This window comes from Mycobacterium shunyiense, from assembly GCF_058270035.1.
In genome coordinates this window covers 48,017-74,474 of sequence record NZ_JBZDPT010000004.1, presented here as the reverse complement: position 1 = coordinate 74,474, position 26,458 = coordinate 48,017, and the positions used below count along the sequence as shown (strand labels likewise).

Below are 26,458 nucleotides of genomic sequence, written 5' to 3'. Positions count from 1 at the left end.
GTTCACCGGTGTCCTCCTGTCGGGGTGAATGTCCACTGGTACACGTCGAGATAGCCCGAGGCGAAACCCGCTTCGGAGTACGCCAGGTACAGCTCCCACATGCGGGCGAAGACCTCGTCGAAACCGAGTGCGGTCACCGCGTCACGGCGTGCGACGAAACGTTCCCGCCACAGTCGTAGGGTCTCGGCGTAGTGCGGCCGGAGTGACATCACGTCGACGGTGCGCAGCCGGGTGTGCCGTTCGGTGAGACCGATGATCGCTTCGGTCGACGGCAGCAGCCCGCCGGGGAAGATGTACTTCTGGATCCAGGTGTGCGTGCCGCGCGAGGCCAGCATGCGATCATGCGGCATGGTGATCGCCTGGATCGCCACGCGTCCTCCGGGAGTGACGAGCCGGTCCAGTGCGCGAAAATAGGTGGGCCAGAACTGATATCCCACCGCCTCGATCATCTCGACCGACACCACCGCGTCGTAGCAGCCCTCGACGTCGCGGTAGTCGAGCAGCTCGATACCGACCCGGTCCGACAGGCCCGCCGCCGCCACCCGTTGCCGGGCCAGCCGCTGTTGCTCGGCCGACAGGGTGACCGAGCGCACCTGGGCGCCGCGCTCGGCGGCACGGATGCAGAGTTCTCCCCAGCCGGTGCCGATCTCCAGTACTCGGCTGCCCGGTCCGACGCCCGCGGTGTCGAGTAGTCGGTCGATCTTGCGGTGCTGGGCGTCTGCCAGCCCGGCCGTCGTCCCCGGGAGTTGGGTGAACAGCGCGCTGGAGTACGTCATCGTCTCGTCGAGAAACTCCGAGAACAACTCGTTCGACAGGTCGTAGTGGGCGGAGATGTTGCGCCGGGACTGAGCAGGGTTGTTGTGGGCAGAGCGCGGAGGACGGGGCAGCGTCACAGTCCGGAACCGTTGTAGCGCAGCGGGAACCAGGTCTCCCATGGACCTGCCGAACTCGGTGAGCAACCCGACGAGATCGGTGGAGTGCCACTCACCGGCCATGTACGACTCGCCGAACCCGATCAGGCCGTGGCGGCCGATCCGGCGGGCCAGGGCCTCGGGATGTTCGATGACCATCGTGGGCAGGGTCGGATCGGCCGCGCCGATCACGGTCCCGCCGGGAAACGCCAGCCGGACCGGCAATGTCGCGGCGGCGCGGCGTAGCAGTTGATCGGCCACCGCGCCCGAGATCGCGGCGACCGGCCCGCGCGGTGGACGTGCCACGTCCGGCCAGCGGGTGGGATCGATGGCGGGGAACGCTCCGGTCCGCGTGTTCACAATGACCTTCCTCGGTTCTGGGACCTTCCTGGGTTCTGGGACCTTCCTGGGTTCTGGGTAACGGACTCGACGACCTCGCCGGTGGGGCGGGGAACCACCGGCACCCGGCGCAGCCACAACTTGATCCCTTCAACGCGGATGGCGAGGGCTCCGGCCAGCGGTGCCACCGGTGCGCTCAGTTGCAGGCGCAGGATCTCCCACGTGGTCGCCGGCCTGCGGTCGCCACGGAGGGTGGCGACGAAGGCCGGATGTCCTTCGTTGTGCAGCGAAATCGTCACGTCGAGTTGCTCCCCGGGTTCTGGAGCCAGGACCCGGTAGTGGCCCTCGACGGCGTTGAACGGTGAGACGTACATGCGCTTGGACACGCGTGCGAGCTGTCCGGCCGGAAGCAGGTAGGCATGCCGCCCGCCGTAGGTGTTGTGGACTTCGGCGACCACGCAACGTACTGTGCCGGCGGCATCGTGGCACCAGTACAGGCTCAGGGGATTGAACACGTATCCGAGCACGCGGGCCTGTAGTAGAGCGGTCACCCTGCCGCCGTCGAGGTCCACGTCGCGCGACACGAGGAATGCGTCCACCCGTTGGCGCAGTGTGTCTTTCGGTTCACCAGCGAAATGGTCGTCGACCTCGAAGCGGGCGAAGGGTCGCAGCCACCGTGGCAGTCGCGGCATCCGGTCGAGATCGACGTACCAGCTGTATCCGCGGTAGCTGAAGCGATGGTGCACGGGAGCGCGGCGCACGTGGGTGATCCTGGTGCGGTACAGCGCGGGAGTCAGCATGCCAGCGGCTCCGCAACCGGCCCACCGGCCCAACGGGCGCCCAGTCGCTCCGCGGCCCGCAGTCCCGATGCGGCGCCGTCCTCATGGAAACCCCAGCCGTGGTACGCCCCGGCGAAGACGACACGGTCGTCGTCGAGCTCAGGCAGGAGTTGTTGTGCGGCCACGGATTCGGTGGTGTAGGCGGGATGTTCGTAGACCATCTCGGCGATGACCTTCGACGGGTCCACCCGATGAGCGCCGCCCAGGGTCACCAGATACCGCCGGGAGCCACCCAGCCTCATCAGCCTGGTGATGTCGTAGCTGACGGTGACTGCGTGGTCTTCGGGGTCGATCAGGTAGTTCCACGAAGCGCGGGCTCTCGGCAGGCGGGGCAGTATCGACTCGTCGGTGTGCAGTTGAGCCTGGTTGAGGCTGTAGGGGATGGCGCCGAGGATGAGCCGTTCGTGCTCGCTGGGGTGGTCGAGCATCAGCAGCGCCTGGCTCGGGTGAGTGGCGATGACGACGGCATCGAACCGCCGTGGCGACTGCCCGCCGACGGTGACCAGTACGCCCTCGGCGACTCGCCGTACGGATCGCACGCGCGCGCCGGTGATCGCCTCGGGCAGCCGGGACACGACGGCGTCGACGTAGTTGACCGACCCGCCGACCACCGTGCGCCACGTCGGGGAACCGAACACCGACAGCATCCCGTGGTGCTGCAGGAAGACGAACAGGTACCGCGCCGGGTAGCGCAGTGCCTCACCGGGCGGGCATGACCACACGGCGGCGACCAGCGGGGTCATGAAACGGTCGGTGAAGTACCGGGAGAACCCGTGCCGGTGCAGGAACTCCTCGACGGTTACTTCGTCACCGGTCGCCGTGCGTCGCAGCAATTGCGTTGCCAGCCGGTGAAATCGGGTGATCTCGCCCAGCATCAGCAGATAGCGCGGCCGGCCCACATTGGACCAGCTGGGGAACAATCCGGCCAGGCCGCGCGCCCCGGCGTACTCCAACCCGGTGCCGTCGTCGCGTACGGACATCGACATGTCGGTGTCCTGCGTACGGATCCCGAGTTCGTCGAACAACCGGCACAGAGTGGGATACGTGCGGTCGTTGTGCACCAGGAAGGCCGTGTCGAGCGCGACGGTGCGGCCGTCTTCGACGACGTGCTGGGTGTGGGCATGCCCGCCGAAGCGGGCATCGGCTTCCAGCAGGGTGACGCGGTCCCGTGCGGACAGGACATACGCGGCCGTGAGGCCGGCGACACCGCTGCCTATCACCGCGACGGCACGTCCGCGAGGATGAATGATTTCCACACCCGGTATTCGGAGCCGGTCCGGGCGCGGATGGGAAGAACTTCTACCGGAGTTCGGCGATCACCTTGCCGAACGCCTCTGCGTGAGCGATCTGCACGATGACGTAGGTGATCCCGTACTTCTCGCGCAGACCGCGAATGTGGTCGGCCATGGCACTGACCGAGCCGGACAGCACGCCGGGGTGGCGGAGAAGTTCTTCGTCACTGAGCCCCGGGAGGAAATGGCGGGGGACGTTGAGGATGGGCATCTCGCTGCCGGGCGCGGGCATGGCGGTGACCGCGATGTTGAGCTCCAGCTGGCCGAAGCGGTCACCGGCGGCGTTGCGCAGGAACGAGATTCGGTCAGCCAAGGGATCTCCACCGACCTGATCACCACCGGTGAGGCCGATGATGTCGGCGGTCTGGGCGGCCACCGTCAGCAGCCGATCGCCGTTGCCCGCGATGAGGATCGGTATATCGGAGGCGTGTTCTTTCAGGTACTCGGTGGTGTGGCGCAGATGATCGATGCGCTCGCGGGCGATGGGGAACGGCAGTTCGGCGGCCTCGAACTCCTCGCGCACGTAGCCGGCGCCGAGGCCGAGGTCGAACCTTCCGCCGGACAGATCCCGCAGCGCGGTGGCGTCGCGCGCCAGCAGCGCCGGCTTGTAGAACCCGGCATTGAGCACGAACGTTCCGACGCGCAGCGTGCTCGTCGCCGCGGCGATCGCGGTCAGGGTGGGGAACGGGGCAGGCGCGCCGAGATGGTCGGGGACGTTCAGCACGTCGAAGCCGAGGTCTTCGGCACGCCGGGCCTCGTCGGCAATCTGAGACTGGGACTCGGCGACGCGCAGGCTGACGCCGAAGCGGAAATCGTTGGGCATCACCCGATCTTAAGCACGGTCCGTGCAGGTTTGGAGGCGTCTGCGGCGGGCAATTCTGAGCCGTGACAAGTCACCCGACGGTGGGCGTGGAGGAAGAGTTCCTGCTCATCGACTCGCAGAGCGGCGAACCGATCGCCCGGAACAAGCAGGTCGCCGCCAGCGCCGCCGAGCACGGGGTCGACCTGCAACTGGAGCTGACCAGCTGCCAGGTCGAGACGACCACGGACGTGATGGCCACCAGCAGCGCGCTGCGCTCCGAGCTCGGCAGGCTGCGCCGGACTGCCGCCCAGGCCGCCGCGGCGAACGGTGCGCAGTTGCTGGCCGTCGCGCTACCGCCGACTGTGCCGCACAAGTTCCCGGTGACACCGACCGCGCGCTACCGAAGGATCGCCCACCGGTTCGGCATGATCGCTCACGAACAGGGCATCTGTGGCTGCCACGTCCATGTCGCGGTGCCGGACCGGGACGCGGCGATTCATGTCAGCAACTGGCTCCGGCCGTGGCTGCATGTGCTGTTGGCGCTGACCGCCAACTCGGCGATCTATCGAAACACCGACAGCGGCTATGCCAGCTTCCGCAGCGTGCTGTGGTCGCGGTGGCCGAGTTCGGGACCTCCGCCGCATTTCGATTCCGTCGCGCACTATGACGCCGCGGTCGCGATGCTGGAGCGGGCCGGCGCTGCGTTGGATGACGGCATGATCTATTGGGATGTCCGGCCGTCGGCGAATTTCCCGACCGTGGAGGTGCGGGTGTCCGATGTGCCTGCGACGGTGGCCGAGACGGTGTTGCTCGCCACGTTGATCCGTGCCGGGGCGATGACGGCGTTGCGCGGCTACGACGAAGGCGAATCAATTCCGTGCCTGGCGGACAGCCAGATCCGCGCGGCGCATTGGAAAGCCGCCCACGACGGCCTGGACGGAGACGGCATCGATCTGCTGGGAGATCAGTCGACGGTCCCGGTTCGGGATCTGCTCGGTCGATTCGTCGAGACGGTGCGGCCGGCCCTGGTGGCGCTGGGCGACCACGAGATGGTGCGAGGCGAACTCGCCCGCGTCGTGGCCGAAGGCAACGGCGCGATCCGGCAGCGTCGCGCCTGGCGGAAGCGAAATGAAATCACTGATGTGATCGGCGAATTGGCGGCCGCCGTGACCAGCGACTAGCTCGCCCAGCGGCGCAGGAAATCCACCCAGGGGCCCATCTGTCACGCACAGATTGGAGCCGTAGGCGAAGTACGGGTGAAGCATTCAGCCCTTCACGGTCAGATAGATCAGCACCACGTTGAGCACACTAATCAATCCCGCAACACCCCAGCCCAGCGCCGTGGTGAGGCGGTGGTTGACGTCCTCACCCATCAGATTCGCCCGACTGGTCAACCGCACCAGCGGGATGAGGGCCATCGGTATGCCGAAGGAGAGCACGACCTGCGAGAGGACCAGGGCCCGGCTGGGGTCCACGCCGATGGCCAGGATGACCAGCGCCGGGATCAGGGTGACCAACCGGCGCAGCAGCAACGGGTAGGAGCGACGCAGCAACCCCTGCATGATCATCGCGCCCGCGTACGCACCGACGGAGGTGGACGCCAGGCCCGAGGCCAGCAGCCCGATGGCGAACAGCAGCGCCACCGTCGGGCCCAGGGTGTCGCGGACCGCGGCATGGGCACCCTCGATGGAGTCGGTGTCGTCGCGTCCCTGCAGGTTGGTGGCTGCGACCAGCAGCATGGCCAGGTTCACCGCGCCGGCCAGCAGCATCGCCAGCCCGACGTCGTAGCGGGTTATCCGCAGCAGGCGTCGCCGTACGGCGCCCGGCTGGAGGTGACCGTGACGATCGCGGGCCAGGCCGGAGTGCAGGTAGACCGCGTGCGGCATCACCGTGGCACCGAGCATCGCGGTGGCCAGCAGCAGGCTTTCGGCGCCCTGGAACCGGGGAATCAGACCGGCGGCGACCTCAGCAGGTGGAGGAGTCTCGACGAACAGGCTGGTGAGAAATCCGATGGCGATGATCATCAGCAGTCCGGTGATCACCCGCTCGAAGACCCGTTGACCCTGTCGGTTCTGCACGCTCAGCAGCAGCAGCGACACCAGCCCGGTGATGATTCCGCCGAGGAGCAGCGGCAGGTCGAACAACAGGTGCAGCGCGATCGCCCCGCCGACCACCTCGGCGAGATCGGTTGCCACAGCCACCAATTCGGCCTGTATCCAGTAGGCAATCCGGGTCGGGGTGCGGCTGTTGTCGGCGACCACCTCGGGCAGCGAGCGTCCGGTGACCAGGCCCAACTTGGCCGAGAGGTACTGCACCAGGCCGGCCATCGCGTTGGCCACGACGATCACCCAGACCAGCAGGTAGCCGAACTGCGCACCCGCGCTGACATTGGCGGCGACGTTGCCCGGATCGACGTAGGCGATCGCAGCGACGAATGCCGGTCCGAGCAGCGACCAGCTCGGGATGGTGCGCGTCTTCGTGTCCTCTAGCAACGGCCTACCTTCTATCCGGGTATACGAATAGAAAAGTTAGGGTACCCGAAACTTCGCGCGATAGTCAGCGGCGGGGGTCGGATATCGCCGTCACCAGCCGACGCCGAAGCCGCCGAACCCGAACACCGGGCCGTACCAGGGGCCGTAGTTGTTCAAGGCGGGCGGCGAGGTCACGATCGCGGTGCTGCCGTTGGTCTGGCATTGCGTGGTGTTGGGCGACGTGGTGGTGCATTTCGGTGCGGCCGAGCCCGCCGGGGCCGTGAGAATCGCCAAACCTGGCACCGCCAGCAACGCCACCAGACACCGCGAGATGTTGTTCATGACGAGCTCCGATCGATGGAGCAAGTCTACGTCCGAACGGCGCTGTCAGCGCTGGTCAGAGGACAAAAAAGTCGTCATCCCAGGGGAACATCCCGTATCCGGGCTGCGGCGGCGTCGAGTCGATCTGAACGTTGCCCTCGGACGCGCACTCAGTGGTCTGCCCACCCTCGACCGAACTGCCGCCGGTCACCTCGCACTGGGGCAGCAGGCGCGGCTCGCTGGGGGCGCTGGGTTCGGCCGAGGCCAGCGGGGCCAAGGCGATCGCCGCGGAAGCACCGCCAACCATGAGGCAACCGGTCAACGTGGTGAGGCGAATCTTCATGGCAACGGTCCTTCCAAGGTGGGTCTATCCGGCAGCGTACAGACCCTTACCCGTGATCAGCGGCAGATCGAGGGTGGTTCGGATACCCGGCTTGGCGTCCACCACGGCCGGGATCGCGTTGACCACCCGGGCCGCCGTGGCAACCAGGCCCGCATGGTTGTGATCGCCGTTTGGGCTGCTCAGGCAGAGGTCCAGCGTGTAGGACGGTTCACCGGTCACCACGACCCGGTACGAGCCGCCCTCCTGCGCGGGCTGGGGCCAATCGGGGCACAAATCGTCGCGCAGCCGTGTCACATGCTCCAGCACCACGGCCGCCTTGCCGTCGCGCATACCGCGCACCTCGAAACGCAATGCGGCGGTGGTCCCCTCGGGGATCCGCCCGGCCGCGATGTCGAAGTCCTCCGGCGCCGGAACCCGCGTGTGCTCTTCGGTGACCGCGTCGAGTTCGATGCCGAGCCCCGCGGCCAGCTGCCGGACCACTGAACCCCAGGCCAGGGTCAGCACGCCTGGTTGCAGCAGCATCGGAGTCTCGTCGATCGGCTTGCCGAAGCCCATCACGTCGAACATCACCGCCGGGCTGTCGTACGTCGCGTAGTCGACGATCTCCATGCACCGGATCTGCTCGATCTGCTGACAGGTACCGGCAAGGGCAAGGGGCAGAAGGTCGTTGGCGAAACCGGGATCGATGCCGTTGACGAAGATGCTGGCCCCGCCGGCCTCGGCAGCGGTGGCGATGGGTTCGATCAACTCGGCCGGCAGCACCTCCCACGGGTACTGGAGAAAGACCGCGGAGCTGGCGACGACATTGACCCCGGCCGACAGGATGCGCCGGTAGTCCTCAAGGGCCTCGGGCAGCCGGTTGTCGGCAAGCGCGGTGTAGACCACGCATTCCGGCTTGTCGGCCAGGATCGCGTCGAGGTCGTCCGTGGCCAGGACGCCCGTCGAAACATCAAGGCCGGCAAGCTCTCCGGCGTCCTTACCGGCTTTGGCCGACGAGGACACCCACACCCCGGTGAGTTCATAGTCCGGGTTGGTGACGAGCTGGGCCAGGGCATGCTTGCCGACGTTGCCGGTGCCTATCGCCGCTACACGGATGGTCATTGCTCTCCTCAGAGGTCGGGGATGGGGAGGTCGAGATTGGGCATGTTCAGGCCGCCGTCGACCTCCAGAATCTTGCCGGTCAGATAGCCACCGGCGGGGGAGGACAGGTACACCGCGGCGGCGGCGATGTCGGCCGGATCGCCGAGCCGGCGGAGCGGGGTGGCCTGCTCCATCGGCCCGCGCAGCGCGTCGTTGGAGGCGACGATGTCGAGGGCCGAGGTGAGGATCGAACCGGGCGCGATGGCGTTGACGCGGATGCGGGGGCTCAGGTCCAGCGCGGACAGTCGGGTGTAGTGCGCCAGTGCGGCCTTCGCGGTGCCGTAGGCGGCGAACCCACGACCGGCCAGGCGCCCCACCGTGGAGGTGATGTTGATGATGCTGCCGCCGCCCGAGTGCTCGAGCATCAGCGGAACCGCCGCGCAGGTCAGCGCGTGCGCGGTCGACACGTTGAAGGTGAAGGCGTCGCGCAGGTCCTTGGTGGAGGTGTTCATCAAGGGTGCCGGCATGGTGCCGCCGACGTTGTTGACGACGATGTCTAGTTTCCCGAACACGTCCACCGCAGCGGCCGCGAGCTCGGCGGTGGCCTCGGGGTGGGCCAGGTCGGCCGCGACTACGTGGGCCCGCCGCCCGGTCGCGGCGATCTGGGCGGCAACCTCGTCGAGTTGGGTCTGCGTACGGGCCGCGATGACCACGTCCGCACCGGCTTCCGCGAATGCCAGGGCAGTGGCTGCGCCCAATCCGCGGCCGGCTCCGGTGACGATCGCAACCTTGTCGTCGAGTCGGAATCTGTCCAGAATCACGTGTACTCCAATCGCTTGCTCGGCGTCACGCTAGCAGGGGGAGCGGGCGCATGTGAGAGGTTTCTGAAACACGTTCTAGTTGTCCCGTGGTACCCGCCTTCGGGTCGCGCAGTGTGCGCAAAGCCCTCCACGGTGGCGCTGCCGGGCGCACAATTGAGGGGTCAGCTCAAGGTGGGAGCCGCGATGACCCAGCAGCGATATGACTTCTTCGGCGACTTGTTCGCGCGGTACTTCAGCCCCGCGATCGATCGGTACCCATCCACGGCGGGCACCCTTGTCCACCGCCTACTGGCGTGTACCGACGACGTGCAGGACCGATTGGCCCAGGCGCGCCTCGCGGCCGCCGCGTGGGGTGAGGAGGAGATGGGCCACCCAGGCCACGTGCACGCGACGTCCGAGTTGTTCGTCTTCACCCAGTGCGGTCTGATGTACGGCGCGCGTTTCGCCGATGCTCGTCACGGCCTGTATTACCTGGCCACTCCGGACCCGATGTTCGACGCCTTCGTCGACCAGATCGAGCACACATCGCTGCGCCCGGGCGCGGTGGTCGCCGTCGATCGTCGCTGCAGCCACGATCTCGAATCGGCCCACCCCATGGATGCCGCGTTGCGCCGCATCCTCGATGAACACGAGGCCTTGCGCGTCGACGTCACTGTGTGATGCCGCTTCCGGCGGGTTGATGTTAACGCCGTGTTTCGGTGGTGTTCGGTGCGTATTAACCCGTATGTGTTCGGTATGAGTCTGTCGGACAAGGGATTTCGCCGATTTACGGTTTAGCACACCTCACCGAAACCGAAGGGCGGGCTGAACCCAGTGAAACGGAACTTGAAGGGCTTGTGTGTTGCCGGTGCCGCGCTGTGTGGACTGGGGACGGCGTTGGCCGCGCCGGCTGCGGCCGCGCCCACCGAGTCGACGGCGAGCCAAACCATCAGTGACCTCGAAAGTCAGGGCTACCGGGTGATCTTGAGCAAGGTCGGCACCAAAGCCATCGACGACTGCACGGTCAGCGCGGTGCGCCAGGGCCGCTCGGTCACCGGCCCGCAAGTGCCGGCCGGAGCGGCGAGCATCACGTCGTTCAACCCGGGACAGAATCTGCAGTACACGACGGTGTACGTGGATCTGGACTGCAGGCGCTGAGCTACTTCTTGGCGGCAGCCTTCTTGGCCGCTGTTTTCTTCGCCGGTGCCTTCTTGGCGGCAGCTTTCTTCGCGGGCGCCTTCTTGGCGGGTTCTTTCGCGGCGCTGCCCCTGGCCTTCACGCTGGCCTCGAGTTTGGCCAGCAGGTCGGACACATCCTCGGTCTCGTCGAGCTCGGTCGGCTGTTCCTCGACAGAAAATGCTTCTCCGCCTTCGAGTTTGGCCTGAACCAGTTCGTGTAGCTGTTCCTGATAGTCGTCGCGGAACTGGTCCGGCTTGAAGTCGTCGGTCATCGACTCGACGACCTGCCCGGCCATCTTCAACTCGGCCGGCTTGATCTCGACTTCCTTGTCCAGCACCGGGAAGTCGGGATCGCGGATCTCGTCGGGCCACAGCAGGGTGTGGATCATCATCACGTTGCGCTTGCTGAAGTCCTTGACCCGTAACGCCGCCAGCCGGGTCTTGTTGCGTAACGAGAAGTGCACGATGGCCACGCGTTCGGTCTCGGCGAGGGTCTTGGCCAACAGCACGTAGGACTTGGACGACTTGGAGTCGGGCTCCAGGAAATAGCTCTTGTCGTACATCAACGGGTCGAGTTGGTCGGCCGGGATGAACTCGACCACTTCGATCTCACGGCTGCGTTCTTCGGGCAGTGTGGCGATGTCCTCGTCGGTGATCACCACCATCTGCCCGTCGTCGGATTCGAACGCCTTGTTGATGTCGCGGAACTCGACGACCTCGCCACACACTTCGCAGACCCGCTTGTAGCGGATGCGCCCGTTGTCCTTGGCGTGGACCTGGTGGAACTTGATGTCGTGGTCCTCGGTCGCGCTGTAGACCTTGACCGGCACGTTCACCAGGCCGAAGGCGATCGAACCCTTCCAGATGGATCGCATTTGCCCAGTATGGCTTGATCCGGCGGTCTGTGCGAAGAACCGCCGGATCGGTGCGCCGTGTCAGATGCCCTTGACCAGGCGGCAGACCGACTCGGGCGGGTTGACATCGGCGCTCACCCACGCGGCCGGAACCGGATCGCCGGCCACCGTGCGCAGGGGCACCACACCGGCCCATCCGCCGGGCTGGGACGATTCCTCCACCTGCGCCGGCGGGGCGTCGCGCACCTTGACCGTCCAGCCGTCGGGCGTGATCGGCAGGGCGACTGCGAGCGTCGCGACGAGCTCCTTCTTCGTGCTGGCACGCACCTCCGAACTGCGGCCCGGGATCAGCGAATCGCTCAGCAGATCCAGCGCGTACGCCGCCTCCCGTGGGTCGATGACCGTCAGATTTCCGCGAACCACGGCCGACCGGTAGTTCGCGGTGGAATCGAAAAGGGTGTCCGCCACCACGATTCCGTCGAGAAGCGTGACGCAGAACGCGGCGGGTGCTCCGGCCGCGACATGCCGCAGCGCACCCGCGCCTGTCGAGCCGTGCAGGAGGATCCGGTCACCGTCGCGGGCGTAGAGCATGGGCACGGCCCACGGGAGCCCGTCCACCACCGTCGCGAGCGTGCCGACGGCCGCCGCGTCGAGCACCGCGTCGAGGGCGGCCCGGTCGGTGCGGGCAAGATGGTGTTCTCTTCTGATCTGCTTCACAGCCCCGATTCTGCGCGGATTCCGGCATGGTCAGAAGATCCAGAACCATTCGATCTATGCAGACCACTATTGTGGCTCGTATGGCGCGCCACGCTCCCGAGCTGCACTTGGCCTTGCAGCTCCCTGCCGACGAGTCCCCGCTGCGACAGCGCATCGCGGCGGCGGTCATCGAGCAGATCAGGCTGGGCCGGCTCGGGCCCGGCGACGCGCTGCCCTCGACCCGCAGTCTGGCCGCCGAACTCGCGGTGGCCCGCTCGTCGGTGGTCGACGCGTACGACGAGCTCGCCGCGGCCGGGTACACCACCGCCCAGCTCGGATCGGGTACACGGATCGCTGCCGGGGCAGATGTCGCAGCCCACGCCGGTGCGGCCTCCCATGTCACCGCAAGCGGTGTCGTGCCCGCGGTGCGGCGTGCCCCACGGGAACAGGCACCGATGTGGGACCTCATGCCCGGCCACCCTGACCCGGGCCTGATCTCGACCACCGACTGGCGCCGCGCCTGGCGGGCCGCCGCTGTTGCGCCCATATCGCCGGCGGCCGCGGGGCCGCACGGGCACGTCGAGCTGCGCCACGCCTTGGCGGGGCATCTGCGTCGCACCCGCGGAATCGTCGCCGACCCGAGCGAGCTGATCATCGTGCCCGGCGTGGCCTCGGCCTTGCGCACCGTCACCGCGGCAGCGGGGCTGGCCGGCCGCGATGTCGCGGTCGAGGAACCCGGTTATGACGAGGCGCGGCGGGTCTTCGAAATGTCCGGCGCCCGAACGCGTGCCGTGGCGGTCGACGGTGACGGTCTCGACCCGGCATCACTGCGCGATTCCGATGCGGCGGTGTATTGCACCCCGGCACACCAGTATCCGCTCGGGGCACGGCTACCGGTGCCGCGCCGCGCCCGGCTGGTGCAGTGGGCGGACCGGACCGGCAGCCTGCTCATCGAGGACGACTACGACGGGGAGTTCCGCTACGACGTATCCGCGTTGCCCGCGTTGCGGGGCATCGACGGCGGGCGCGATCGTGTGGCCTACATCGGGACGGCGTCGAAGGTTCTCACGCCCGCACTGCGGGTGGCCTGGCTGCTGCCACCGCCGAGGCTGCACGACGGTGTCGTCGACGCACTGGAAGCCAGCGGTGAATCCGTCTGTACCGTAACCGCTCTCGCATTGGCCCGGTTCATCGAGTCGGGTGCGCTGACTCGGCACCTCGCCAGGGCGGCGCGCACGTACTCGGCGCGGCGGTCGGCGCTAGTCAATGCGCTCCGACGGCGCTGCGCCGGCATCCGACTGGAGGGCGTCGAGGCGGGTTTGCACCTGGTGGTGCGGCTGCCCGACGAGGCCGACGACTTCACGGTCGCTGCGACGCTGCGTGACCGGGGTGTCGCCGTATCGCCGCTGTCAGGTTTCTTCCTGGGCTTCTCGCACGTTGCCGCCGCCCGCGGCCTGGTGTGCGGATACTCCCGTCTGCCCGAGACCCAGGCCGACGTCGTGGCCGAGATCATCGCGGCCGCGATCCGTCGGCCGTGAGCGCGCTCAGGACTGCGCTGCGGCGTCTCGCGCCGCTCGATCCGGCAGGTCGGCACCGGGCCGGGCCACCGTCAACGCCGCCGACAACGCAGCGGACCTCAGGACACCCTCGAGCGCCTCGGTGCTGATCCGGGACAGGTCGCGGCGGCGGTCCGCGCCGAGCAGCCCCAACGACCACACCGCGTCGAGCAGGCCGGTCATGAAGGCGTCGCCGGCCCCGACGGTGTCCACCACCTGTACCGATCGCGCCGGGACCGACACCGAACCGGCCCGGCACACGGCAAACGCGCCACGCTCGCCCGACGTCACCGTGACGATGGATGGGCCGACCTCGAGCCAGGCCCGCGCGATCTGCTCCGGGGAGTGCCGGGGGTCCAGCCAGCGCAGATCTTCCTCGGACGTCTTGACGATGTCGACGCGTTCGACCAGCCGGTCGATGCGCCCCCGCGCGATGTCGTCGTCGCGGATCACATCCGGGCGGACATTCGGATCGAAAGTGAGGGTCGCCGACATCCGATAGGCATCGAGCAGTGCGGCGGTGGCGCGGCACCCCGGTTCCAGCACAGTCGCGATCGAACCGGTGTGAACCAGCAGCGGGGTTGCCACCTCGGGAGTGCCCGCCAGTTGCCAGTCGATGTCGAACTGGTAGTGGGCCGATCCTGCGGCGCTCAGCGTGGCCATTGCCGTGGGTGTCCGGCTCGCGCCGGTGCTACCCGAAACAAGTTGTACCCCAGCGCTTTCCACGTACTCGACGATGCGTTTGCCGTGGTCGTCGGGGGCGATGTGGGTGAGGAAGTCGACGCCGCGGCCAAGCCGGCCGAGACCGACGGCAACATTGAGTGGGCTGCCGCCGACGTACTCTCCGACGACGCTGCCATCTCGTTCGACGATGTCGATCAGTGCCTCGCCGATGACCAGAGCCCGGCTCATGGCTCCATGGTAGGTGGGTTCGGCTACAGCCGTCCGGCGATGAACCCCGCCGCCTGGTCCGGGTACGGCGGAAGCTCGTATGCGCTGTGAGCCGCGCGGAGACGCCCACCCTGGACACAGATCGGATCGCCCGGGCTGCACAGGTCGATGGCCCGACCCGCGAATAGCCCGGTACCGGACAGCGGAGTGCCGAACCGGTTGCCGGGATTGCCGAACACCGCCACCGCGGCGACGCGGTCGGCGCTGTAGGGCGGCAACGCGGGAGCCGAGCCGATCATGCCGATCCGGTCACCGATCGGCGGTACACCCGCCAACATCGAGACGGCGGCTGCGCCCTGCGAGAAACCACCGAGCACCACCTGGGTGCCGGGACATTGGTCGGCAAGCCAGGCGATGTGTCCGGCGGCGTCGTTCGCTCCTTCTGCGGTGGTCAGGAAGTTGAGCCCGGCCGGATAGTTCACCCCGTACACGCCGAGGCTGCGCGGCGCGATCCTCGGCGCGAGTTGGTCGACGAGCGCCTGACCCACCCGACCGATGCCGGGTGCCTCACCGGTGCCGCGGGCGAAGACCACCTCGACATCCGAGCACGGGTCGGCCGATGCCGCGGGTACCGGGCTGATGAGGCCGGCCGTCGCAATCGATACAGCGATGGCCGACCGGAGGACTGCGGTGTTCAGCGACATCAGCCCATGTTCACATTTTGGCGGCACATCAGTTCGGTTCATCGCCGAACTGCTTCGAGACGCTGTCGCACAACTTCCAGGTCCCATCCTCTTTGAGGAAATACAGCGCTCCCTTCAGAGGTGGATCGGACCGGGTGAATTGGGCCTGTGCGACGTCCCCACGAACGGTCACGTCGGTGATGTCGATCGGCTTCTTCCGCGAAGGATCAGGCGACTGGGGGCCCAGTGGGTCCCAGGTATCGAGCTGCAGGAGCTCGTCAGCCTCCTCGGCGCACATCATGTCCAAAACCTTGCGCTGATCGTCGGTGTCGACCGCCTCGGCGAAACTGATTGCTCTGGAACGGATCTCCCGCTCCGTCGAATTCGGTCCGCCTGCGAGCGTGAAGTACGCCAACACCCCTCCGGCGACGAGCAACGTGGCCACCACGGTCGAGACGATCCACCATCCGGTGCGGGACTTCTTGACCGGCGGTTGGGCAGCCGACACGTACGGCGGTTGTGCGTAAGGCGCACCGGGCGGTTGAGGTGGCGGCCATTGCGGCGGTTGAGGTGGCGGCCATTGGGGCGGCTGAAACGGCGGCCAGGGCGGGGGCTGTGGCGGAGGCGTCGTCATTGCTCGTCCCAGCGACGCATCAGGAGCTCGTCGAGTTCCGCGCCGAATTCGCCGGGCGGATCGAAATTGCCTTCATAGGCGAGGGTCACCTTCCCGGGGAGGCGGCTGTTCACGCAGTAATACAGCTGCCCCGAATCCTTCGTGAACCACATCATCTGCGAGGGTTGGGACTCGATCTCGTCAAAACTCTCGCTCGGAAACCAGTCATATCCTTCCAAGCTCTCCCAGGCATCCGGGCGCTTGATTCCATAAGACTCCCAATCCTGGGCGGTAAATCCCGGATGTACCTCGCGCAGAAACGTCTGTACGGCAGCGGGAAAGCAATCGAAGAATTCTGTCGTGGGCTGTCCGAGGACAGCCGGATCCCAGCCGAGCCACAGTGCTGGAAAGCCATCTCTGGCTTGTCCCGCCACGTAAATGAGAACGTTTTCGGCCAAGCCGTCTGATTGTCGGCGAAAGACCCTGACATCGGAGAGTTCGTCCTGAAATCGTCGGGCGAAGCCGGGAAGTAGGTCGATGAAATCCGAGCCCCACAAGGACAGGGCGCGACGACATCTGTCCGATGAGGTGTCGGCGGATGCGATCGGTCGCCATTTCTGCGGTATCGCCGCCAGTTCTGGTGATTCTGCCCCGACCGGGGTCCAGGTGGCATTCCCTCCGCCGACCTCGGCGAGGATATCGCCGACTGCATATTCTGCCACTGTGACCTCCTAAGGGCTCTGGCTCGCCAGGAGCGCATTTATCAGGTTCTGCATGTCGGTCATCTTTTGCGTTTGCAGCGCTATCTGTTCGTCCACCCAGGCGGAGTCGGCTTTCGGCAGGAGCCGGAGAGGACTGCCCGAACTCTTGCCCGAATTTGGGCCGGTACCCATCCATTGCAGATTTGCCGGAGTGGTCGCAACGATCATCATGTTGCGGGCATTCAGGTCTTTGAAGCCGGGCATCTGGATGAGGGCGGCCAGTGGAACAATGTGGTCGGCCGAAACCTTTGGTGTCTTGCCGTCTGCGTGGAACCCATATGTTTCGTTCGGGTACGCCCGATTTGTATCGGTTCCACCCGGTCGAGGCGTCCCATTGAGGGGCATGTCGCCGATTTGTTTTGCCGAGGGTGGGTTGTCTTTGCGGATTTCCCTGTGCAACCCGGAAAGTTCTTTGGGTACCAAGTGGCGCGCTCGATCCATGTCCTTGACTCCGGGCAGGGGGCCCGGGTTCCATCCGGATCGCGCGACACCTTGTCGTTGGTTTTCGACCTCGCGTATCTTCGCCGGGCTGGGTGATGCGAACGCCGGGCCGCCCGGATTCCCGTCGTTTATCAGGCGGACGGCCTCGACGCATCCGCGATCGCGTTGCTGAAGCGCCGCCCGCTCGGCGTTCAGTGCCTCGGCTTCAGCGTTGTAAGCGTCGACGGCTGCGTGGTCGTAAAGATTGGGCTTGAAACTGTTGTGCTGACTTCTGCGCTGATCATGGCTGGCTTCGGCAGCGACGAGATCCGGACAGACGTCCATCTTCGTCGTAGTGGCGTGCGCCGCCGGTGCTGCGATCAGGGCGTTCGCGAAGACCAGGATCGTGAGGATCAGGGCTACAACGGAACTGCGTCGATTCATCTCGGCCTTCCCCCAAGGTCGCATTCGCGCCCGAACATCACGTTCCGTACGGCACGTCGATCGGGATCATTGTATGACCGTTGATACCGGGTGGTGGCCGCGAAACAGGTGACCTCTGAAGGATGACTGATAGGCATTTGCTACTGGATATCCGCGTATAGGTTGGGAACATGGAGCGCTATGAACGGGTTCGGCTGACGAACCCAGACAAGGTGCTCTATCCCGCCACCGGCACCACCAAAGCCGAGGTGTTCGACTATTACCTCAGCATCGCCGAGGTGATGCTTCCCCACATGGCCGGCCGCCCGGTGACCCGAAAGCGTTGGCCGAACGGGGTGGCAGCGGCGTCGTTCTTCGAAAAGCAGCTGGCGTCTTCGGCACCGAGCTGGCTGGAGCGCGGCAGCATCGCGCACAAGTCGGGTACCACCACCTACCCGATCATCAACACCCGCGAGGGGCTGGCCTGGATCGCCCAGCAGGCCTCGCTGGAAGTGCATGTGCCGCAATGGCGGTTCTCCGCCGACGGGAGCCAGGGACCGGCCACGCGCATCGTGTTCGACCTTGATCCGGGCGAAGGCGTCACCATGCCGCAGCTGTGCGAAGTGGCCCAGGCGGTGCGCGAACTCATGGGTGATATCGGGCTGACGACGTATCCGCTCACCAGCGGCAGCAAGGGTCTGCACCTGTATGTGCCTCTGGCCGAGCCGATCAGCTCCCGTGGTGCCTCGGTCCTGGCCAAGCGGGTGGCCCAACAACTCGAGCAGTCGATGCCGAAGCTGGTCACCGCCACCATGACCCGCAGTGTGCGGGCGCAGAAGATATTCCTGGACTGGAGCCAGAACAACGGGGCCAAGACCACGATCGCTCCGTACTCGCTGCGCGGGCGTGAGCACCCGACCGTCGCCGCGCCTCGCACTTGGGACGAGATCGGCGACCCGGATCTGCGCCACCTGCGATTCGATGAAGTGTTGCAACGGGTTTCCGATGACGGTGACCTGCTGGCCGGGCTCGACGAGGATGCACCCCGGATCGACAAACTCACCACCTACCGCAGCATGCGCGATGCGGGTAAGACGCCCGAGCCGGTGCCGGCGGGATCGCCCACGACCGGCAACAACGATGCCTTCGTCATCCAGGAACACCATGCAAGGCGGTTGCACTACGACTTCCGCCTGGAGCGAGACGGGGTGCTGGTCAGCTGGGCGGTGCCCAAGAACCTGCCCGAGACCACGTCGGTGAATCACCTTGCCGTCCATACCGAAGACCATCCGATGGAATACCTGACATTTCACGGCGAGATTCCTAAAGGCGAGTATGGCGGCGGCAAGGTTATCGTCTGGGACACCGGTACGTACGAGACGGAGAAGTTCCGCGATCATTCCCCCGACGGCCCGGATCAAGGCGGGGAAGTGATCGTCACGTTGCACGGCGAGAAGATCCAGGGCCGGTACGCGCTGATCCAGACCGAGGGCAAGAACTGGCTGGCGCACCGGATGAAGGACCAGAAGTCGGCCATGCCCGAACCGAAGGACTTCGCGCCGATGCTGGCCACCGAGGGTTCGGTCGCCAAACTCAAGGCCGGCCAGTGGGCATTCGAGGGCAAATGGGACGGCTACCGGCTGCTGGTGGACGCCGATCACGGTCGCCTGCAACTGCGTTCCCGTCGCGGACGTGACGTCACCGGCGAGTACCCGCAATTGGAAGCGCTGGCCGCCGATCTCGCCGACCACCACGTGGTGCTCGACGGCGAGGTGGTGGCGCTTGACGACTCCGGGGTGCCCAGCTTCGGCGAGATGCAGAACCGGGCCCGCTCCACCCGCGTCGAGTTCTGGGCCTTCGACGTCCTGTGGCTCGACGGCCGGTCCCTGCTGCGCGCCAAGTATTCCGACCGTCGAAAGGTGTTGGAGGCGTTGGCTGCCGGCGGCGGCCTGATCGTGCCCGAGCCGCTGCCCGGCGACGGTCCCGAGGCCATGGAACATGCCCGTGAGCACCGGTTCGAAGGTGTGGTGGCCAAGAAGCGGGACTCCACCTATCAGCCGGGCCGTCGGTCGGCCTCCTGGATCAAGGACAAGATCTGGAACACCCAGGAGGTGGTGATCGGTGGTTGGCGCCAGGGGGAGGGGGGCCGCAGCAGTGGGATCGGGGCGCTGCTGCTCGGCGTCCCCGGCCCCGACGGCCTGCAGTTCGCGGGCCGCGTCGGCACCGGGTTCACCGAGAAGGAACTGGGCAAGCTGAAAGGCATGCTGGCCCCGCTGCACACCGAGGACTCGCCGTTCGACAAACCGCTGCCGAAGCTCGATGCCAGAGGAGTGACGTTCGTGCGGCCCGAGCTGGTCGGCGAGGTGCGTTACAGCGAGCGCACCAGCGACCACCGGCTGCGCCAGCCCAGCTGGCGTGGGCTGCGGCCCGACAAGACGCCGGACGAGGTGGTCTGGGAATGATGTGGAGACTCTCTTCGCGTCATCGAGCCAGCGATTCAAACGCATCGGCGGTTGTTCGATCGGCGGGAAAGAGCAACTCGATGGCCAATTCGGAAATCGTGACTTCGAACGGCATGTCGAAGGTGCCGAACATGCCGAAGAACGACCACTCGCCGCCGTCGGGTGCCCGGACTCTGACTGGACCGAGATTCTGCGCGAAGTCGGATTCACTTGCCGCACTGTGGTCTTCGTCCGGCATATACGTCTCGAACTCCTCCAGCAGCTGCACGAGCTGTCGGTCGGCGCTGACGGCGAGCTGGCGCTGAATGCGATCGCGAAAGTAGGCCATAACGTCGCGGGCATTGATGATCTGCGGAACCAACTCCAGTGCGACGCGGAGGACGTTGACCGGCGGGTTCAGCAGGGCAGGGTCGATGGTCGCGATGAGTGGCTGTATGGCGGCGTTTGCGGCGACGAGGTTCCAATTGCGGTCGAAGACGACTGCCGGATACGGCTCATGACTTTTCAGGATCCGCTCCAACGCCTCGCGGATCGGGGCGAGTTCAGGTGCGCCGAACGCATGCTCGGGAAATGCCGGAGCGTGCCCCGCGGCAAGCAGCAGCTGGTTGCGTTCGCGGAACGGTAGTTCGAGCCGTTCTCCAAGCCGCAGCAGCATGTCTCGCCCGGGTTTGGAGCGGCCGGTCTCGACGAAGCTCAGATGACGCGCCGACACGCCCGCGTCGAGTGCCAGCTCCAGCTGGGTCAGTCGACGCCGTTGCCGCCATTCCCGCAGCAGCGGCCCGACCTGAGGAGTGAGGCTGGTGATCGCCATTCGCACCGACTGTAGCCGGATGAGGTGCGCTACTCCATTACCTCCAGGTAATCGACAGCACGACCTCTGACCTCGACGATCACTGGAATGACTGTTGGGAGGACGAAATGACCAATTTGCTCCGACGGCTGGTCTGCGGCGCGGCCGGCGCCTTGATGGTCGTCGCATTGTTGTTGCCGTGGACCCAGGTTCAGGACGCCGATCGCATCGCGTGGGGGTTGTGGAAGCTCACTTTTCCGCTCTGCGTGGCCTTGGCCGCGTGCGCGTTGACCACCGCGATCACCGGCGGACGGATCGGCCTGAACAGGCCGGATGTCTCGATCATCGGCGCGACTGACGGTCTTGGGGTTATCACCACACTGACGTTGGCCTGGCTGCTGTTTGGTGACTTCCTGGCTCACGACGGCCGGCAGCCGGCTCTCATCCTGGCGTTGGTGTCGGCGGCCGCAGCCGCCTTGGCCGCCGCTGACTACGGCCCGCTGCGGGGAGCGCCTCTGTTTCCGCGAATGGTCGAGGAGCGCGGCAGTGATCACCGCTCCAGCAGACCTTCTGTATCTCGTCGATGACGGCGTACCTGTATCTCCGTCAGCTGTGTGGGAGTCAGTGAACCAGATCGCCCGAACCGTCGAGCGCTTCCCGAAGTCCCCGGGTCGCGAGCTCGTCGGCCAACTCGTTGTCGGCGATCCCTGAGTGCCCCTTCACCCAGAACCACTCGACCTGGTGCTGGGCGCACGCGGCCTGCAGTCGCTGCCAGAGGTCGACGTTCTTCACCGGCTGCTTGGCTGCGGTCAGCCAGCCATTCCGTTGCCAGCCGAGCACCCACTTGGTGATGCCGTTGCGGACATAGGTGCTGTCGGTGTGCAGATGCACCACCACGGGCCTCGTGAGCGCCTCGAGCGCCATGATGGGAGCCATCAGCTCCATCCGGTTGTTGCTGGTGGTTCCGGGTTCCCCGCCGTACATTTCGCGAACGTGCTCGCGGTGGCGCAGCACTGCACCCCAGCCGCCGGGGCCCGGGTTCGGCCGGCACCCGCCGTCGGTGTGGACGACAACGACGTTGTCACTCATCTGTCCGGCGTCGGTCATGCGCTGAGGATAGGTAACCGCGTCGGGCGCCCGGCGCCCCGACACACGTCAAGCCGGCAGAGTCGTCGAGATCACCGCCGTGTGCACGGATATGTCGAGGTCGCGGTGCCGCAGCGTGGCGATCCGGCGTCCGGGCTGGACTGCGTCCTTGACGGGCCCGATGCGGTCGCCGAAGAACGCCGACGTCGCGTCGATGTCGGCCACGGTGTACGTGATTCCCCACAACGTCGAGGCTCCGTCAGACGCGGTCTCCGGTGAACCGACGACCTCCAGGATCACCTCGCCGAGACGGAAGAAGACCTGGCGCATGGGCCGCCCGCCGAGCTCGGTGTCCCGCTCGCGGCGCGGTTGTTCGCCGATGGCGGCCATCGAGGCGACCGTCCGGCCCAGGTCGGGGGACAGCAACACGATGTGGTCGATCGCGGCGACACCGTTCGCGTGAGTGGCGGAATCAGCGGTGGCGGTCATCGACCGCGCCGTCGGGATGCCGTCGAGGTCTTCGAAGGTGCCGTCGGCCGGGAGGCCGCGCAACGACCACCCGACAATGCCGGCGCCGCGGTCACGTCCGACCAGTCGGATGCGCACCCCGCCGACCCGGCAGACCGGGCCTGCGTCTCCGCCGGGATCGACACGGAATCCCGCCTGCGTCCAGGCATCCGGCGAGTCAGCGACTTCGAGTTCGTCGACGGTGACGGTCATGGACGTCGAATCTATCCGGCGTGCGGTTACTTGCGTGGCGGGCGTAGGGCTTTCATCGCCAGGCGCATGACGGGCTCCGGTAGGTGGTCCTTCGCAGACAGTGCGGCGCCGGCCGCTCGGGTCCGCAGCGGTGTGCCGCGGCCGAACCACCGGTTCAACGGCCCGCCGGACGGCTCCAGGTCGACGTGCAGTGGCGGCTTGCCGTCGGCGGCGCCGAGAGCGTGCGCGATGACGATGCGCTGGATCTCGCTGGTGCCCTCGAAGATCGTGTACAGCTTGGCATCCCGGTACCACTTCTCGACGGGATGATCCGTGACGTAGCCCCAGCCGCCCATCGTCTGGATGGCCTGCTCGGTGGTGCGGACTGCCACCTCGCTGGCGGCCAGCTTCGACATCGAGCCCTCGCCGCGGTCGAACCGCACCCCGGTCGCGGCCATCCAGGACGCCCGCCACGTGAGCAACCGGGCGGCATCGATCCGGGTGGCCAGGTCGGCGAGTGGAAACGCGATGCCCTGGTTGTCGATGATGGGAGCGCCGAAGGCGACCCGGCGGTTCGCATATTCGGTGACGTATTCCAGTGCGGCCCTGGCGATTCCGAGGGCTTGTGCAGCCACCATCGGCCGGGTCTGTTCGAAGGTCCCCAGGGTGGCCGACCCGGAATTCTGACCGCCTGCGACGACTTCGCGGGCTCGAGCCAGCTTGTGCTCGAGTTTGTCCTGACCGCCGAGCAGGTGGTCGGCAGGAACTCGGACATTGTCGAACTTGAGCTCTGCGGTGTGTGAGGCCCGGCAGCCGAGCTTGTCGAGTTTGCGCACCGTTTCCAGCCCCGGCGTGCCGCCCTCCACGATGAACAACGCTTGCCCCTTGTGGCCGAGCTCTTTGTCGACGACTGCGTTGACCACGTGCACATTGGCGATGCCGCCGTTGCCGATCCACATCTTGTGGCCGTTGATGATCCAGTCCGCGTCTGGTCCGGATCCGCTACGGACGGCGTAGGTGCGCAGGTTGCGCACATCGCTGCCGCCCTCGGGTTCGGAGATCGCCAAGGCTGCCAGCTTGAGGTCCCCCGGGGTGCCGAAGCACTCGGGAGCCCACCGCAACATCTGCTCCGGCGAGGCGGCCTGGCCGATGGCCGACAGTGCCAGGGCCGGCATGACGATGGCCAACCCGATCCCTGCGCAGCCCCAGAACAGCTCCTCCATGAACATCGGCAGGGACAGTCCGGTCGGGTCGCCGATCAGGTCGCGATAGAACAGTGGGCTGTAGAAGCCCTGAGCCGCCGCTTCTTCCAGCACCGGCCATGGAAACTCCTGCCGACGGTCGTAGTCCGCGGCGACCGGACGTACCACCTGTTCGGCGAATTCGTGGGTGCGTCGAGCCAGGTCATGCTGCGCCGCGGTGGGGGTGATGTCGAATGCCACGCGGGTGGGATACCCCGCTGTGGATGCCGTCGAACTCGTAGACCTCAGTCGGACGGCTGGCCGGCGTCGGCTATCCGCCGCCGGGCCTCGGCCGGCGAGATGCGCAACCGCCTGGCCAGCACGGCGGCCGGATCGAACCGCGGTGGCGACGCGGTGTTGGTGGCGACCATCCGTCCGAGGAGCCGTTGTTGAGCGGTGGCCAGCCGTTTCTCACCGGCGTCGAGCCGACTCAAAACCTCGTGCAGCTCTGCGCGGGTCAGGGCATGCACCGACAGCGCGTCGATCTCTTTGCAGGCGGCATTCAGATGTTCGAGGGCATCGCCGACGATCGTCCGCTCGATGTCCCTCTCGGAAACCAGTATCGAACTCATGTTCGGTACCGTACGCCGGCACACCGACAAGTCCGGCGGACGCTCGGACCCGGCCCAAAACAATCGGCCGCACAACACTGTGCGGCCGACTGCGGATATGGAATTATCACCGGATCGATTAATTCCGGTTTGGCGTCACAACAAATGCATGCCCGGTTTTATTCCCGACTCAGCAGGCGACGTCGACGTATGCCGTCTTTGAAATTACGGTGGTATTGATCGAGCTTCCGCCCCTTGAGTCGTTGGTGGCGATGGTCTGCCCCTGGCGCACACCGAGCACGGTGCAGTTGGCCAGTGGTGCCGCGCCGGTGCGGTTGACGATGACGTGATAGCCGCTGGTCTGGAGGCTTTTCACGGTCTGTTCGGCCGACTGTGCGGTCGGGGCGGCGGCGGCGACGCCCCCTAGGAATGCTCCCGCGGCCAGCGCGCCCGCGGCTAATGTGGCGATGGTATATGACTTCATTTCCCAACCCTCCGTTGCAGGCCGCACCGGAAGTCCCACTACTACCGGTTGCTGCCTAATACGTCTAATTGGGAATTGGGTTCGAAAATTCCAGAATTCTCAGCTGGATATTGGATATTTCTCAGGATCGGGGCGGGATGCTCGACCGGGTCGCTGTGTCGGATGTCCGACTGCGAAGAACTGCTCAGGTGGGCCCGAGCTGTGCCATCGTTGAAGGATGAGTAGTGACGGGTACAGCGTCGACGACGACGACCAGTTGACTCAGGAGGACACCCTGATCGACCGGGGTGTGGACGATCTGCTCGACGAGGGTTACTCCCCGCCGGACCGTTGGCGGGAACCGCGTGACCACGAGACCCTCGACGAGCTGCTGGCCGAGGAAGAGCCCGATCCCGCGATGCAACTAGACGATTCCGAGATTCCCGACGAGCAGGCCGGCGACGAAGAGGTCGGGGATCGGCGGTCCGGCCGGCTGGTCGCCCCTGATGCCGGCTTCGGCGAGGACGACGAGGCGGAGTTGCTCGGCACTGACGTCGGCATCGATGGCGGCGCGGCCTCTGCCGAAGAAGCCGCAGTTCACATCATCCCGCCGTCATCATCGGGTAGCGGTCCGTTGTTGTAACGCCACCGACACGGTGAACACCAGCAGGCCGCCGACGGCCAGCGCCGCGCCTGCGGCCGCGGGAGCGGTGTAACCGAAACCGGCCGCGATCACCAGGCCGCCCACCCACGCGCCGGTGGCATTGCCGACGTTCAGCGCGGAGTGGTTGAGTGCGGCGGCCAGTGCCTGCGCATCGTGGGCGACGTCCATCAGCCGGGTCTGCAGGGCGGGGCCGACGGCGGAGCCGGCCACCCCGACACCGAACAACAGCGGCAACGCGGTCCACGGGCTGTGCGACCCGAGCGAGAACGCGGCCAGCAATACCGCCAGTGAGCCCAGCGCCAGGTACAGCGCACGGACCACCGAGATGTCGGCCAGTCGGCCGCCGATCAGGTTTCCGACCACCATGCCGAGGCCGAACACCATGAGCGCCACGGGAACCAGCGACCGCGGCAGTCCGGTCACGTCGGTCATCGTGGTGCTGATGTAGGTGTAGACCGCGAACATGCCGCCGAAGCCGATCATTCCGACGAGCACCGCCAGCCACACCTGGGGTCGGCGCAGCGCTCCGAGTTCGGTCAGCGGACTGGTGACGTGCATGGCCCGGAGCTGCTCGGGCAGCCAAGCCCACTGGGCGGCCAGCGTGACCAGCCCGACTCCGACCACCAGACCGAACGCGCTGCGCCAGCCCAGGGCCTGGCCGAGCCAGGAGGCCAAGGGCACGCCCAGCACCGTCGCGACGGTCAGCCCGCACAGCACATAGGCCACGGCCTTGGCCCGGTTCTGCGGACCCATCAGATGCGCGGCGGCCAGCGCGGCGATCCCGAAGAACGCGCCGTGCGGCAGACCGGTCACGAACCGGGCGGTGACCAAGGTCGCGTACGTCGGGGCCAGCATGCTGGCCACGTTGCCGAGGGTGAAGACGGCCATCAGGGTGAGCAGCAGCGCCCTGCGCGGCCACCGTGCGGTGAGCGCGGCGATGACGGGTGCGCCGACGACCACGCCCAACGCGTAGGCGGAGATGACGTGGCCCGCGGTGGGTTCGGTGATGCCGAAGCCCGTCGCGATATCGGGTAGCAGGCCCATCGCGACGAATTCGGTGGTGCCGATCCCGAAGCCGCCGAGGGCCAGGGCGAACACTGCGAGCATGCGCACCGTGGGGTCGGGAGCGACGATGGAGCGCGCACGTTCGAGAGAGGTCGTCATTCGCAGGCTTTCCGAGTCTTCTGAGTTTTTTCCGGTGGTGGCCGGACTGAGCTCTCGGACAGCGT

The 26,458-nt window shown here is 66.6% G+C and carries 30 protein-coding genes; 7 read left to right on the top strand and 23 right to left on the bottom strand.

Annotated elements, in window-relative coordinates; genetic code table 11:
• Positions 1-2: 2 nt before the first annotated feature.
• Genes AC4ELS_RS04305 through AC4ELS_RS04290 form a run of 4 tightly spaced genes read right to left on the bottom strand, consistent with a single transcriptional unit; the run spans position 3 to position 4,204 of the window.
• Positions 3-1,271 (bottom strand): class I SAM-dependent methyltransferase, encoded by a 1,269-nt coding sequence (locus AC4ELS_RS04305; RefSeq protein ID WP_499046054.1) that lies wholly within the window; start codon positions 1,269-1,271, stop codon positions 3-5.
• Positions 1,268-2,050: a DUF1365 domain-containing protein gene (locus tag AC4ELS_RS04300; protein ID WP_499046051.1), complete on the bottom strand. Its 783-nt coding sequence runs from the start codon at positions 2,048-2,050 to the stop codon at positions 1,268-1,270. Before AC4ELS_RS04300 ends, AC4ELS_RS04305 begins: the two co-directional genes overlap by 4 nt.
• A complete protein-coding gene (locus AC4ELS_RS04295; RefSeq protein ID WP_499046049.1) occupies positions 2,044-3,345 on the bottom strand; it encodes an NAD(P)/FAD-dependent oxidoreductase in 1,302 nt (433 codons plus the stop codon). Before AC4ELS_RS04295 ends, AC4ELS_RS04300 begins: the two co-directional genes overlap by 7 nt.
• A 43-nt stretch (positions 3,346-3,388) precedes the next feature.
• Positions 3,389-4,204, bottom strand: a complete 816-nt coding sequence (locus tag AC4ELS_RS04290) for an LLM class F420-dependent oxidoreductase (RefSeq protein WP_498889008.1) — start codon at positions 4,202-4,204, stop codon at positions 3,389-3,391.
• Positions 4,205-4,266: 62 nt separating this feature from the next.
• Between AC4ELS_RS04290 and AC4ELS_RS04285 the strand changes: the two genes are divergently transcribed.
• The gene (locus AC4ELS_RS04285; RefSeq protein WP_498889010.1) at positions 4,267-5,364 is read left to right on the top strand and encodes a glutamate--cysteine ligase 2; all 1,098 of its coding nucleotides are present in this window, start codon (positions 4,267-4,269) and stop codon (positions 5,362-5,364) included.
• Between the two features lie 84 nt (positions 5,365-5,448).
• Here AC4ELS_RS04285 and AC4ELS_RS04280 read toward each other — a convergent pair whose 3' ends face one another.
• The 5 genes from AC4ELS_RS04280 to AC4ELS_RS04260 form a co-directional block, all read right to left on the bottom strand.
• The gene (locus AC4ELS_RS04280; RefSeq protein ID WP_064887352.1) at positions 5,449-6,675 is read right to left on the bottom strand and encodes an Nramp family divalent metal transporter; all 1,227 of its coding nucleotides are present in this window, start codon (positions 6,673-6,675) and stop codon (positions 5,449-5,451) included.
• A gap of 90 nt (positions 6,676-6,765) precedes the next feature.
• A complete protein-coding gene (locus tag AC4ELS_RS04275; RefSeq protein ID WP_064887353.1) occupies positions 6,766-6,996 on the bottom strand; it encodes a hypothetical protein in 231 nt (76 codons plus the stop codon).
• Positions 6,997-7,051: 55 nt separating this feature from the next.
• Complete coding sequence (locus AC4ELS_RS04270) at positions 7,052-7,318, bottom strand: hypothetical protein (RefSeq protein ID WP_003881781.1); 267 nt, start codon at positions 7,316-7,318, stop codon at positions 7,052-7,054.
• 24 nt (positions 7,319-7,342) lie between these two features.
• Complete coding sequence (locus AC4ELS_RS04265; RefSeq protein WP_448441858.1) at positions 7,343-8,419, bottom strand: NAD(P)H-dependent amine dehydrogenase family protein; 1,077 nt, start codon at positions 8,417-8,419, stop codon at positions 7,343-7,345.
• A gap of 8 nt (positions 8,420-8,427) precedes the next feature.
• Positions 8,428-9,219: an SDR family oxidoreductase gene (locus AC4ELS_RS04260; RefSeq protein ID WP_064959046.1), complete on the bottom strand. Its 792-nt coding sequence runs from the start codon at positions 9,217-9,219 to the stop codon at positions 8,428-8,430.
• A gap of 183 nt (positions 9,220-9,402) precedes the next feature.
• Here AC4ELS_RS04260 and AC4ELS_RS04255 point away from each other — a divergent pair, with 183 nt between their 5' ends.
• Together AC4ELS_RS04255 and AC4ELS_RS04250 are read left to right on the top strand one after the other, a co-directional pair.
• A complete protein-coding gene (locus AC4ELS_RS04255) occupies positions 9,403-9,879 on the top strand; it encodes a glucose-6-phosphate dehydrogenase (RefSeq protein WP_498889014.1) in 477 nt (158 codons plus the stop codon).
• Between the two features lie 153 nt (positions 9,880-10,032).
• Positions 10,033-10,356: a hypothetical protein gene (locus tag AC4ELS_RS04250; protein WP_055117308.1), complete on the top strand. Its 324-nt coding sequence runs from the start codon at positions 10,033-10,035 to the stop codon at positions 10,354-10,356.
• A 1-nt stretch (position 10,357) separates the two neighbouring features.
• Here AC4ELS_RS04250 and ku read toward each other — a convergent pair whose 3' ends face one another.
• Positions 10,358-11,251 carry a non-homologous end joining protein Ku gene (gene ku, locus AC4ELS_RS04245; RefSeq protein WP_064887357.1) on the bottom strand — a complete coding sequence of 298 codons (894 nt, stop codon included), beginning with the start codon at positions 11,249-11,251 and terminating at the stop codon, positions 10,358-10,360.
• Positions 11,252-11,311: 60 nt separating this feature from the next.
• Complete coding sequence (locus AC4ELS_RS04240; protein ID WP_499046046.1) at positions 11,312-11,947, bottom strand: pyridoxamine 5'-phosphate oxidase family protein; 636 nt, start codon at positions 11,945-11,947, stop codon at positions 11,312-11,314.
• An 80-nt stretch (positions 11,948-12,027) separates the two neighbouring features.
• Between AC4ELS_RS04240 and pdxR the strand changes: the two genes are divergently transcribed.
• A complete protein-coding gene (gene pdxR, locus AC4ELS_RS04235; RefSeq protein ID WP_498889017.1) occupies positions 12,028-13,464 on the top strand; it encodes a MocR-like pyridoxine biosynthesis transcription factor PdxR in 1,437 nt (478 codons plus the stop codon).
• 6 nt (positions 13,465-13,470) lie between these two features.
• Here the strand turns inward: pdxR and AC4ELS_RS04230 are convergent, their stop codons facing one another.
• The 5 genes from AC4ELS_RS04230 to AC4ELS_RS04210 all read right to left on the bottom strand — a co-directional run bounded on the left by AC4ELS_RS04230 (position 13,471) and on the right by AC4ELS_RS04210 (position 17,294).
• Complete coding sequence (locus AC4ELS_RS04230; RefSeq protein ID WP_064959049.1) at positions 13,471-14,394, bottom strand: carbohydrate kinase family protein; 924 nt, start codon at positions 14,392-14,394, stop codon at positions 13,471-13,473.
• A 23-nt stretch (positions 14,395-14,417) separates the two neighbouring features.
• Positions 14,418-15,077, bottom strand: a complete 660-nt coding sequence (locus AC4ELS_RS04225) for a cutinase family protein (RefSeq protein WP_064887361.1) — start codon at positions 15,075-15,077, stop codon at positions 14,418-14,420.
• Between the two features lie 28 nt (positions 15,078-15,105).
• Positions 15,106-15,564, bottom strand: a complete 459-nt coding sequence (locus AC4ELS_RS04220; protein WP_064887362.1) for an Rv0361 family membrane protein — start codon at positions 15,562-15,564, stop codon at positions 15,106-15,108.
• A gap of 122 nt (positions 15,565-15,686) precedes the next feature.
• Positions 15,687-16,391, bottom strand: coding sequence for a hypothetical protein (locus AC4ELS_RS04215; protein WP_131812696.1), 705 nt, complete (start codon positions 16,389-16,391; stop codon positions 15,687-15,689).
• A gap of 9 nt (positions 16,392-16,400) precedes the next feature.
• Positions 16,401-17,294 (bottom strand): hypothetical protein, encoded by an 894-nt coding sequence (locus AC4ELS_RS04210; RefSeq protein WP_131811716.1) that lies wholly within the window; start codon positions 17,292-17,294, stop codon positions 16,401-16,403.
• A gap of 170 nt (positions 17,295-17,464) precedes the next feature.
• On the opposite strand from AC4ELS_RS04210, the gene AC4ELS_RS04205 reads away from it, so the two are divergent.
• Positions 17,465-19,735, top strand: a complete 2,271-nt coding sequence (locus AC4ELS_RS04205; protein WP_064887365.1) for an ATP-dependent DNA ligase — start codon at positions 17,465-17,467, stop codon at positions 19,733-19,735.
• A 19-nt stretch (positions 19,736-19,754) separates the two neighbouring features.
• Here the strand turns inward: AC4ELS_RS04205 and AC4ELS_RS04200 are convergent, their stop codons facing one another.
• A complete protein-coding gene (locus AC4ELS_RS04200) occupies positions 19,755-20,546 on the bottom strand; it encodes a helix-turn-helix domain-containing protein (protein WP_064887366.1) in 792 nt (263 codons plus the stop codon).
• A gap of 107 nt (positions 20,547-20,653) precedes the next feature.
• Here AC4ELS_RS04200 and AC4ELS_RS04195 point away from each other — a divergent pair, with 107 nt between their 5' ends.
• Complete coding sequence (locus AC4ELS_RS04195; protein ID WP_499046042.1) at positions 20,654-21,112, top strand: hypothetical protein; 459 nt, start codon at positions 20,654-20,656, stop codon at positions 21,110-21,112.
• A 34-nt stretch (positions 21,113-21,146) separates the two neighbouring features.
• On the opposite strand, the gene rnhA is transcribed toward AC4ELS_RS04195, so the two are convergent.
• The 5 genes from rnhA to AC4ELS_RS04170 all read right to left on the bottom strand — a co-directional run bounded on the left by rnhA (position 21,147) and on the right by AC4ELS_RS04170 (position 24,586).
• Complete coding sequence (gene rnhA / locus AC4ELS_RS04190; RefSeq protein WP_055120690.1) at positions 21,147-21,614, bottom strand: ribonuclease HI; 468 nt, start codon at positions 21,612-21,614, stop codon at positions 21,147-21,149.
• A 66-nt stretch (positions 21,615-21,680) separates the two neighbouring features.
• Positions 21,681-22,331: a VOC family protein gene (locus AC4ELS_RS04185; protein WP_499046039.1), complete on the bottom strand. Its 651-nt coding sequence runs from the start codon at positions 22,329-22,331 to the stop codon at positions 21,681-21,683.
• A 26-nt stretch (positions 22,332-22,357) separates the two neighbouring features.
• Entirely contained in the window at positions 22,358-23,752 is a 1,395-nt protein-coding gene (locus AC4ELS_RS04180; RefSeq protein ID WP_499046036.1) for an acyl-CoA dehydrogenase family protein, read from the bottom strand.
• Between the two features lie 44 nt (positions 23,753-23,796).
• On the bottom strand, positions 23,797-24,123 hold the full coding sequence (locus AC4ELS_RS04175) for a hypothetical protein (protein WP_055117285.1): 327 nt from the start codon (positions 24,121-24,123) through the stop codon (positions 23,797-23,799).
• Between the two features lie 169 nt (positions 24,124-24,292).
• The gene (locus tag AC4ELS_RS04170) at positions 24,293-24,586 is read right to left on the bottom strand and encodes a hypothetical protein (protein ID WP_064887370.1); all 294 of its coding nucleotides are present in this window, start codon (positions 24,584-24,586) and stop codon (positions 24,293-24,295) included.
• A gap of 217 nt (positions 24,587-24,803) precedes the next feature.
• Here AC4ELS_RS04170 and AC4ELS_RS04165 point away from each other — a divergent pair, with 217 nt between their 5' ends.
• Positions 24,804-25,208, top strand: a complete 405-nt coding sequence (locus AC4ELS_RS04165; protein WP_499046033.1) for a DUF5709 domain-containing protein — start codon at positions 24,804-24,806, stop codon at positions 25,206-25,208.
• On the opposite strand, the gene AC4ELS_RS04160 is transcribed toward AC4ELS_RS04165, so the two are convergent.
• The gene (locus AC4ELS_RS04160) at positions 25,182-26,393 is read right to left on the bottom strand and encodes an MFS transporter (protein ID WP_499046031.1); all 1,212 of its coding nucleotides are present in this window, start codon (positions 26,391-26,393) and stop codon (positions 25,182-25,184) included. The two genes, AC4ELS_RS04165 and AC4ELS_RS04160, sit on opposite strands and share 27 nt — an antisense overlap.
• Between the last annotated feature and the right edge of the window lie 65 nt (positions 26,394-26,458).

Bases quoted from the DNA above. Each gene is read 5' to 3' on its own strand.
- AC4ELS_RS04290 (WP_498889008.1), bottom strand. From the start codon at position 4,204: ATGCCCAACGATTTCCGCTTCGGCGTCAGCCTGCGCGTCGCCGAGTCC.
- AC4ELS_RS04230 (WP_064959049.1), bottom strand. From the start codon at position 14,394: ATGAGCCGGGCTCTGGTCATCGGCGAGGCACTGATCGACATCGTCGAA.
- AC4ELS_RS04265 (WP_448441858.1), bottom strand. From the start codon at position 8,419: ATGACCATCCGTGTAGCGGCGATAGGCACCGGCAACGTCGGCAAGCAT.
- AC4ELS_RS04275 (WP_064887353.1), bottom strand. From the start codon at position 6,996: ATGAACAACATCTCGCGGTGTCTGGTGGCGTTGCTGGCGGTGCCAGGT.
- ku (WP_064887357.1), bottom strand. From the start codon at position 11,251: ATGCGATCCATCTGGAAGGGTTCGATCGCCTTCGGCCTGGTGAACGTG.
- AC4ELS_RS04195 (WP_499046042.1), top strand. From the start codon at position 20,654: ATGACCAATTTGCTCCGACGGCTGGTCTGCGGCGCGGCCGGCGCCTTG.
- AC4ELS_RS04175 (WP_055117285.1), bottom strand. From the start codon at position 24,123: ATGAGTTCGATACTGGTTTCCGAGAGGGACATCGAGCGGACGATCGTC.
- AC4ELS_RS04255 (WP_498889014.1), top strand. From the start codon at position 9,403: ATGACCCAGCAGCGATATGACTTCTTCGGCGACTTGTTCGCGCGGTAC.
- AC4ELS_RS04210 (WP_131811716.1), bottom strand. From the start codon at position 17,294: ATGAATCGACGCAGTTCCGTTGTAGCCCTGATCCTCACGATCCTGGTC.
- AC4ELS_RS04205 (WP_064887365.1), top strand. From the start codon at position 17,465: ATGGAGCGCTATGAACGGGTTCGGCTGACGAACCCAGACAAGGTGCTC.
- AC4ELS_RS04200 (WP_064887366.1), bottom strand. From the start codon at position 20,546: ATGGCGATCACCAGCCTCACTCCTCAGGTCGGGCCGCTGCTGCGGGAA.
- AC4ELS_RS04170 (WP_064887370.1), bottom strand. From the start codon at position 24,586: ATGAAGTCATATACCATCGCCACATTAGCCGCGGGCGCGCTGGCCGCG.
- pdxR (WP_498889017.1), top strand. From the start codon at position 12,028: ATGGCGCGCCACGCTCCCGAGCTGCACTTGGCCTTGCAGCTCCCTGCC.
- AC4ELS_RS04270 (WP_003881781.1), bottom strand. From the start codon at position 7,318: ATGAAGATTCGCCTCACCACGTTGACCGGTTGCCTCATGGTTGGCGGT.
- AC4ELS_RS04160 (WP_499046031.1), bottom strand. From the start codon at position 26,393: ATGACGACCTCTCTCGAACGTGCGCGCTCCATCGTCGCTCCCGACCCC.
- rnhA (WP_055120690.1), bottom strand. From the start codon at position 21,614: ATGAGTGACAACGTCGTTGTCGTCCACACCGACGGCGGGTGCCGGCCG.
- AC4ELS_RS04185 (WP_499046039.1), bottom strand. From the start codon at position 22,331: ATGACCGTCACCGTCGACGAACTCGAAGTCGCTGACTCGCCGGATGCC.
- AC4ELS_RS04225 (WP_064887361.1), bottom strand. From the start codon at position 15,077: ATGTCGCTGAACACCGCAGTCCTCCGGTCGGCCATCGCTGTATCGATT.
- AC4ELS_RS04165 (WP_499046033.1), top strand. From the start codon at position 24,804: ATGAGTAGTGACGGGTACAGCGTCGACGACGACGACCAGTTGACTCAG.
- AC4ELS_RS04300 (WP_499046051.1), bottom strand. From the start codon at position 2,050: ATGCTGACTCCCGCGCTGTACCGCACCAGGATCACCCACGTGCGCCGC.